This is a genomic window from Halopseudomonas sp. (assembly GCF_036960865.1).
Classification (GTDB): Bacteria; Pseudomonadota; Gammaproteobacteria; order Pseudomonadales; family Pseudomonadaceae; genus Halopseudomonas.
On sequence record NZ_JBALWE010000004.1, the window covers coordinates 125718 to 132940 of the forward strand.

Below are 7223 nucleotides of genomic sequence, written 5' to 3' on the forward strand. Positions count from 1 at the left end.
TCCTCACCAACCTGAGGAGAATGGCCATGTCACAGACCCCCGTTCCACCGGCTCGGCAACTCGCCCGCCTTGGCGATGACGCCGCCCTGCTGCACGCCCCCCAGCACCCCGGCTGCATACTGCGGACGCGGCTGGAGGGCTTTGTTCATGCCTGTTTTGCCGATACCTACGGCGCCGACGTCCAGCAGTTCATGCCGGAGCTGCTGGGGCTGTGCCAACAGGGTGAATTGCAGGCCAGCGTAGGGCTGCGCAGCGCCAGCGAAGAGCCGCTGTTTCTGGAGCACTATCTGGATCTGCCGGTGTGCGACGCCATTCGTCAGCACACCGATCTGCCGATTCATCGCGATCAGGTAGTCGAAGTCGGCAACCTCGCCGCGCTGGCACCGGGTGCCGGTCGCCTGCTGATCATCGCCCTGACCCATTACCTGGCCACCAGCGGATACACCTGGGTGGTCTTCACCGGCACGCCGATGCTGCTCAACAGCTTCCAGCGCCTGACCCTGAGCCCGATTGATCTGGGCCCGGCCAATCCACTGCGCCTGGGTGACGCCCGTCTGGACTGGGGCAGTTACTACGCCACCCAGCCGCGGGTGATGGCCGGTTATATCCCGGAAGGCTTCAACCAGCTGCAGAGTCGCGGTCTGTTCGAACGGCTGCGCTACCAACCCGATTATCTGCAAAACGGCCCGGAGATTGCCCATGATTGCGCCTGACACCCTCTGGCACTGCCTGGAACGCTACGCGGCCGAACGCCCTAACAAACTGGCGCTGAGTGACGAGCGGGGCAGTATCCGCTACGCCGAGTTGCCTGCGGAAATCGACCACCGCGTCGAGCAGCTACGCGACATGGGCAGCCGTTGCATCGCCCTGGCCCTGCCCAACGGCCGCGAGTGGCTGCTCTGGGACCTGGCGATCCTCAAGGCCGGCCTGGTCTGCGTGCCCATCGCGCCCTTCTTCACCCGCCAGCAACGCGAGCACCTGCTGCGCAGCGCCGGCGTCGACACCGTGCTGGGCATGGCCGACGACGCTGCCGAGCTGCTGGCCCAAGGGTTTGCCGCCACATCGCTAGGCTGGCAACGGGCACCGATGGGCGTCGGCATCCCGAAAGGCACCGCCAAGATCACCTTTACCTCCGGCACCACCGGCACGCCCAAGGGCGTCTGCCTGTCCGCCGACGCCATGCTGCAGGTCGCCGACAGCCTGCGCGAGGCCTGCTCGCCGGTTGATCCGCAGCAGCACCTGATTCTGCTACCGCTGGCCGTGCTGCTGGACAACCTCGGTGCCTGGACCGCGCTGCTCAACGGCGCCAGCATCAGTGTGCCGACCGATACCGGCCTGCAGGGCGCACAGCTCAACCCGGCACGCCTGCTGACGGTACTCAACCAGAGCCAGCCGCACAGCCTGATCCTGGTGCCACAGCTGCTGCAGGGTTTGCTGCAGGCCGCCGATGCCGGTGCCCCGTTGCCACGCAGCCTGCGCTTTATCGCCGTCGGCGGTGGCCGGGTCGCGCCGTCACTGCTGGAACGCGCCGCCAAGCAGGGCCTGCCGGTGTTCGAGGGCTACGGCCTGTCCGAATGCGCGTCGGTGGTCTGCCTCAATCGTCCGGGCTACAACCGCCCGGGCACCGTCGGCCAGCCGCTGCCGCATGTACAGATCCGGGTTGCCGATGACGGCGAAATCATGGTCCGCGGCGCCCGCGCGCTGGGCTATCTCGGCGAGCCGCCGCTGACCGTCGACGAATGGCCGACCGGTGATATCGGCACGCTGGAGGATTGCTACCTGAGCATCCTCGGCCGCAAGAAAAACCAGTTCATCACCGCCTACGGCCGCAACGTCAACCCCGAATGGGTCGAGGCCGAGATCGCCGCCCACCCGGCGATTGCCCAGGTGTTGGTGTACGGCGAGGCGCTGCCGGTCAACGTCGCGCTGATCGTGCCACGCAGCAGCGCCTTCCGCGTGAGCGATATCAAGCAGGCGATTGCCCAGGCCAACAGCCGACTGCCCGACTACGCCCGCATCGGCCCCTGGCTGACCGCCAGCGAAGCCTTCACTGCCAGCAATGGCCAGTTGACCAGCAACGGTCGCCTGCGCCGCGAACAGATCATCGAACACTACCGTGCAGCCCTACTGGGCCTGCTAACCGAGGACATCGCCCTATGACTTTCTTCGAGCAACTGCAAAACGAAACCGTAAACGAACGCGAGTACCTGTTCAGCTCGCCGCTGATTCAGGCCGCCCTGCGCGGCGAGGTACAGCGCCACAGCTACATTGCCTTCCTGACCCAGGCCTTCCATCACGTGCGCCACACCGTGCCGCTGCTGATGGCCTGCGGCGCCCGGCTGGACAGCGACAATGAGTGGGTGCGCGAGGCCATGGCCGAATACATCGAGGAAGAGATCGGCCATCAGGAATGGATTCTCAACGACATCCGCGCCTGCGGTGGCGATGCCGAGGAGGTCCGCCACAGCACGCCGGCGCTGGCCACCGAGCTGATGGTCAGCACCATGTACGACCGCATCAATCGGCTGAATCCCATGTCGATGCTGGGCATGGTGTTCGTGCTCGAAGGCACCAGCATCGCGCTGGCGACCCAGGCCGCCGGCAGCCTGAAAGAAGGCCTCGGCCTGCCGCCGCAGGCATTCAGCTACCTGACCTCGCACGGTTCGCTGGATCTGGAACACATGAAGTTCTTCGAGCAATTGGTCAACCGGATCGACAACGACGCCGACCGCAGCGCGGTGCTGCACACCGCCAAGGTGATCTACCGCCTGTATGCCGAGATGTTCCGCAGCCTGCCGGGCTCGGTCGAGGAGGAGGTTCGTCATGCAGCTGTCAGCTAGTCGCGTGCTGCTGACCGGCGCCACCGGCGGTATGGGTCAGGCCATCGTCGCCGGGCTGTGCGCCGCCGGCGCCCAGGTTACCGTGGTGGGTCGCCAGGATCAGGCGCTGCAGGCCCTGGTCAGCCGGTTTCCCGGACAGGTCAACTGCCTGCAAGCCGACCTGCGCGTGGCTGAAGACCGCGCTCGGGTAACACACAAGGTCGAGCAGATGCACGGCCTCGACCTGCTGATCAATGCCGCCGGGATCAACCACTTCGGCCTGTTCGAAAACATGCAGGACAGCACCATCGACGATCTTGTGCAGACCAACCTGACCGCCACAATGCAGCTGACTCGCGCGCTACTGCCGCTGCTGCGTACCCAGGCGCAAAGTTGCGTGGTCAATATCGGCTCGACCTTCGGCTCGCTCGGCTACCCCGGTTTCAGCGTTTACTGCGCCACCAAGTTTGCCCTGCGCGGCTTTTCCGAGGCACTGCGCCGCGAGCTGGCCGACACCAACGTTGGGGTGCTTTACCTGGCCCCGCGCGCCACCCGCACCGAGATGAACAGCGCTGCGGTCGAGGCCATGAACGCCGAACTGCAGGTCAGTATGGACAGCCCGGAGCTGGTTGCAGCACGGCTGATCAAGGCACTCGATAACGACCTGCGCGAGGTGCATCTGGGCTATCCCGAGAGGCTGTTCGTGCGCCTTAACAGCCTGCTGCCACGGTTGGTCGACAAGGCCCTGCGCCGCCAACTGCCCACCATTCGGCATTACGCCACCCCCACCATCCCGGCCAGCCCGGTCAAGGAGCACTGATCATGTCCATCTGGATTCGTTACCTTCTCGCCGGCCTACTGGCCTGCTTCAGCCTGAGCACACTGGCCGCCGACATTGCCCCGCTGCAACAACGCTGGGCGCAGATCCAGTACGCGCTACCGGCGCAGCAGAAGTCTGCCGCGTTCGAAGCGCTTGCCAGTGAGGCCGAGCAACTGGGGCAGGCCGAGCCCGACAGCGCGCCGCTGCTGATCTGGCGTGGCATCATCCTCAGCAGCTGGGCCGGCGCCGAAGGCGGCCTCAGCGCGCTGGGCAAGGTCAAGGAGGCCAAGGCGCTGCTCGAACGCGCACTGGAAATTGACCCACAGGCGCTCGACGGCTCGGCCTACACCAGTCTGGGCGCACTCTACTATCAGGTGCCGGGCTGGCCGATCGGCTTTGGTGACGACGAGCAGGCCGAGGCGCTGCTGAAACAGGCGCTGGCGCTGAACCCGGATGGCATCGACAGCAATTACTTCTGGGCCGATTACCTGATCGATCAGAAGCGCTATGCTGAAGCCAGAACCGCGCTGCAAAAAGCTCAGGCTGCTGCCCCGCGTGCTGATCGGCCGCTGGCTGATCAAGGCCGCCAGGCCGAAATCCGTCAGCGCCTGGCCGAACTGGACGACCACTGATTCATGCGCTTACTGCTGGTAGAAGACGATACCTCGCTGGCCGAGGGCATACTGACCTCGCTCAAGAGCGAGGGCTATACCCTCGACTGGCTGCAGGACGGCGCCAGCGCCCTGCACGCGCTGAGCAGCGAGCTCTTTGATCTGGCGATTCTGGATCTGGGGCTGCCGCGCATGGACGGATTGCAGGTGCTGCGGGCGCTGCGTGATCGCCATCAGGCGGTGCCGGTGCTGATTCTCACCGCCCGCGACGGCGTGCAGGATCGTATCGCCGGGCTGGATGCCGGCGCCGACGACTATCTGATCAAACCCTTCGACAGCGCCGAGCTCAAGGCGCGTATTCGCGCCCTGCTGCGGCGCAGCAATGGCCGCGCCGAGCCGCTGATCCAGCTGCGCGGCGTTACCCTCGACCCGCAAAGCCAGCAGGTCAGTTACGAAGGGCGCCCGATCAACCTGTCGCGCATGGAATTTGTGCTGCTGCACGAACTCATGGCCCAGCCGGATCGGGTATTGACCCGCGACCGCCTGGAGCAGGCCCTGTACGGCTGGAACGAGGAGGTCGACAGCAACACCCTGGAAGTGCACATCCACCACCTGCGGCGCAAACTGTTCAGCGGCCTGATCCGCACCCTGCGCGGCGTGGGGTACATGGTCGAGCGCCAGCCATGAATTCGCTTCGCAAGCGCATACTGATCCGCGTTCTCGGGCTGCTGCTGGCGGGCTCGCTGGTGATGGGCTGGGCCAGCTACCACGACGCCACCCACGAGGTGGAAGAGCTTTTTGATGCCCAGCTGGGGCAGAGCGCTCGCGTGCTGATCGGCCTGCTCGGCGCCTCGCAGACCCGTTTACCTGCGGAGCAACTGGCGCAGGCGCTGATCGAATCGACCGGTAACCACCCCAAGCTCGGCCACCGCTACGAAAGCAAGCTGGCGTTTCAGGTGCGCAACGCCGAGGGGCAGGTGATCGCCCGTTCATTCAATGTGCCGCAACTGACGCCGGCAGACTGGCAGCCGGGCTTTGCCGACCTGCAGCAGGCTGACCGGCGCTGGCGTGGCTATGTGCTGGAGTCACCCGAATCTGGCCTAGCCGTCTGGGTGGGTGAGCGCAGCGACGTGCGCGGCGAACTGGTCGACAAGATTACCCGTGGCACCCTGTTGCCGGACCTGATCGGCATTCCCCTGATGCTCCTGCTGGTCTGGCTGGCCATCGGCTCGGGGCTAAAGCCGCTGGAGCATATGGCCCAGCTGATTCGTCAGCGCGAACCCGACAGCCTGCAACCGCTGATTCTGCCCAATCTGCCCGCCGAACTCGAACCCATGCAGGCGGCGCTCAACCGCATGCTGGAGCAACTACATCAGCTGCTGGCCCGTGAGCAGCGCTTTATTGCCGATGCCGCACACGAACTGCGCACGCCCCTGGCGGTGCTGCAGATTCATGCCGAAAATGCGCTGCAGGCAGAGGACCCCGCCGAGCGCGCGCAAGCGTTGCAGCACCTGCGCCAGGGCGTGGAGCGCGCCACCCGACTGGTGGCGCAGATGCTCACCCTGGCGCGTTTGGCCGATCAGCAGCAGCGCCAGCTGATCGCGATTGCGCCGGCCCAGGGCTGCCGCGCCGAGGTGGCAGAATTGCTGCCGCTGGCCCTGCGCCGGGATCAGCAACTGGAATTCGAGGCCGACCCAAGTCTGCCCGCCGAAATCCGCATGGAGCCCGGCAGCCTGGGCATGCTGCTGCAGAACCTGCTCGGCAACGCCATTCAACACACAGCCTGCGGCGGACGTATTCAGGTCAGCCTGCAGCGTCAGGCCGAGCAGGTGCTGCTGCAGATCGACGACAACGGCGCAGGCGTCCCGGCGGCCGAGCGTGCCCGCCTGCTGGAACGTTTCCACGCCCAGGGCAGCAACCCGGGCGCCGGGCTGGGCCTGTCGATCGTGCAGCGTATCGTTGAACGCCATCGCGGCACCCTGAGCCTGGAGGACAGTCCGCTCGGCGGCTTGCGGGTCAGCGTCGCCTGGCCGCTACAGCAAACCTGAGCCGCTGAATCACACGTCATCACCCAGGCCAACAAGGCTGGAAACGCTACGACGCCTGACGGATACTCCGACCCTGCCTGCGCCATCCACCGTCCAGAGGAGACCTCGACCATGAGCAGCCAACGCTTCGATCTGACCGGCAAAACCGCCCTGATTACCGGTGCTTCCAGCGGCCTGGGAGCACACTTTGCGCGCCTGCTGGCCGCCTCTGGCGCCCGCGTGGTGGTCGCGGCGCGCCGCGCCGAGCGACTCTCGGCCTTGGTCGAGGAGCTCAAGCAGCAGGGCCACCAAGCCCTGGCCGTGACCATGGACGTAACCGATTCCGACAGCGTGGAAGCCGGCTTCAGCGCTGCCGAACAGGCCTTCGGTGTGTGCGACATTCTGGTCAACAACGCCGGCATCGGCGATCCGGTGCCCTTCCTGGAAATGAGCGAGGGCCACTGGCGCAGCATGCTGGATACCAATCTGGACGGTGCCTGGCGCGTGGCCCATCGCGCCTGCGTGGCCATGGCCAAGAACGGGCAGGGCGGCAGCGTCATCAACATCGCCTCGATTCTGGGTTTGCGCGTGGGGACTGCCCTGAGCCACTACGCCGTGGCCAAGGCCGGCGTCGTGCAACTGACCAAGGCCATGGCACTGGAACTGGCGCGCGACAACATTCGGGTCAACGCCATTGCACCCGGCTACTTCCGTACCGAAATGAACACCGATTATTTCGACACCGAGCACGGCCAGAACTACATCCGCAGCAAGGTGCCCATGCGCCGCCTGGGGCAGCTGGAGGAACTGGATGGCCCTCTGTTGCTGCTGGCCAGCGACGCCGGTGCCTTCATGACCGGCAGCGTACTGAACGTCGACGGCGGCCACCTCAACAACAGCCTGTAGCGCGCGCCACACTGGCAGCCGGGTGCCACAGAGGCTATTG

Annotated in this window: 8 protein-coding genes; all 8 read left to right on the forward strand. The window is 65.7% G+C overall.

What is annotated here, in order from left to right:
* The first annotated feature begins 26 nt into the window (after positions 1-26).
* Entirely contained in the window at positions 27-713 is a 687-nt protein-coding gene (locus V7747_RS07005; protein WP_335615340.1) for a thermostable hemolysin, read from the forward strand.
* Complete coding sequence (locus tag V7747_RS07010) at positions 700-2160, forward strand: AMP-binding protein (protein WP_335615341.1); 1461 nt, start codon at positions 700-702, stop codon at positions 2158-2160. Before V7747_RS07005 ends, V7747_RS07010 begins: the two co-directional genes overlap by 14 nt.
* Entirely contained in the window at positions 2157-2840 is a 684-nt protein-coding gene (locus V7747_RS07015; RefSeq protein WP_335615342.1) for a TenA family transcriptional regulator, read from the forward strand. The genes V7747_RS07010 and V7747_RS07015 overlap by 4 nt, the downstream gene beginning before the upstream one ends.
* Positions 2824-3639, forward strand: a complete 816-nt coding sequence (locus tag V7747_RS07020) for an SDR family oxidoreductase (protein ID WP_335615343.1) — start codon at positions 2824-2826, stop codon at positions 3637-3639. Before V7747_RS07015 ends, V7747_RS07020 begins: the two co-directional genes overlap by 17 nt.
* Positions 3640-3641: 2 nt before the next feature.
* Positions 3642-4271, forward strand: coding sequence for a TRAP transporter TatT component family protein (locus tag V7747_RS07025; RefSeq protein ID WP_442909199.1), 630 nt, complete (start codon positions 3642-3644; stop codon positions 4269-4271).
* 3 nt (positions 4272-4274) lie between these two features.
* Complete coding sequence (locus V7747_RS07030; RefSeq protein ID WP_335615344.1) at positions 4275-4937, forward strand: response regulator; 663 nt, start codon at positions 4275-4277, stop codon at positions 4935-4937.
* Positions 4934-6298, forward strand: coding sequence for an ATP-binding protein (locus V7747_RS07035; protein ID WP_335615345.1), 1365 nt, complete (start codon positions 4934-4936; stop codon positions 6296-6298). The genes V7747_RS07030 and V7747_RS07035 overlap by 4 nt, the downstream gene beginning before the upstream one ends.
* Before the next feature lie 111 nt (positions 6299-6409).
* The gene (locus V7747_RS07040; RefSeq protein ID WP_335615346.1) at positions 6410-7183 is read left to right on the forward strand and encodes an SDR family NAD(P)-dependent oxidoreductase; all 774 of its coding nucleotides are present in this window, start codon (positions 6410-6412) and stop codon (positions 7181-7183) included.
* Positions 7184-7223: the final 40 nt, after the last annotated feature.

Bases quoted from the DNA above. Each gene is read 5' to 3' on its own strand.
- V7747_RS07040 (WP_335615346.1), top strand. From the start codon at position 6,410: ATGAGCAGCCAACGCTTCGATCTGACCGGCAAAACCGCCCTGATTACC.
- V7747_RS07015 (WP_335615342.1), top strand. From the start codon at position 2,157: ATGACTTTCTTCGAGCAACTGCAAAACGAAACCGTAAACGAACGCGAG.
- V7747_RS07010 (WP_335615341.1), top strand. From the start codon at position 700: ATGATTGCGCCTGACACCCTCTGGCACTGCCTGGAACGCTACGCGGCC.
- V7747_RS07030 (WP_335615344.1), top strand. From the start codon at position 4,275: ATGCGCTTACTGCTGGTAGAAGACGATACCTCGCTGGCCGAGGGCATA.
- V7747_RS07025 (WP_442909199.1), top strand. From the start codon at position 3,642: ATGTCCATCTGGATTCGTTACCTTCTCGCCGGCCTACTGGCCTGCTTC.
- V7747_RS07005 (WP_335615340.1), top strand. From the start codon at position 27: ATGTCACAGACCCCCGTTCCACCGGCTCGGCAACTCGCCCGCCTTGGC.
- V7747_RS07020 (WP_335615343.1), top strand. From the start codon at position 2,824: ATGCAGCTGTCAGCTAGTCGCGTGCTGCTGACCGGCGCCACCGGCGGT.
- V7747_RS07035 (WP_335615345.1), top strand. From the start codon at position 4,934: ATGAATTCGCTTCGCAAGCGCATACTGATCCGCGTTCTCGGGCTGCTG.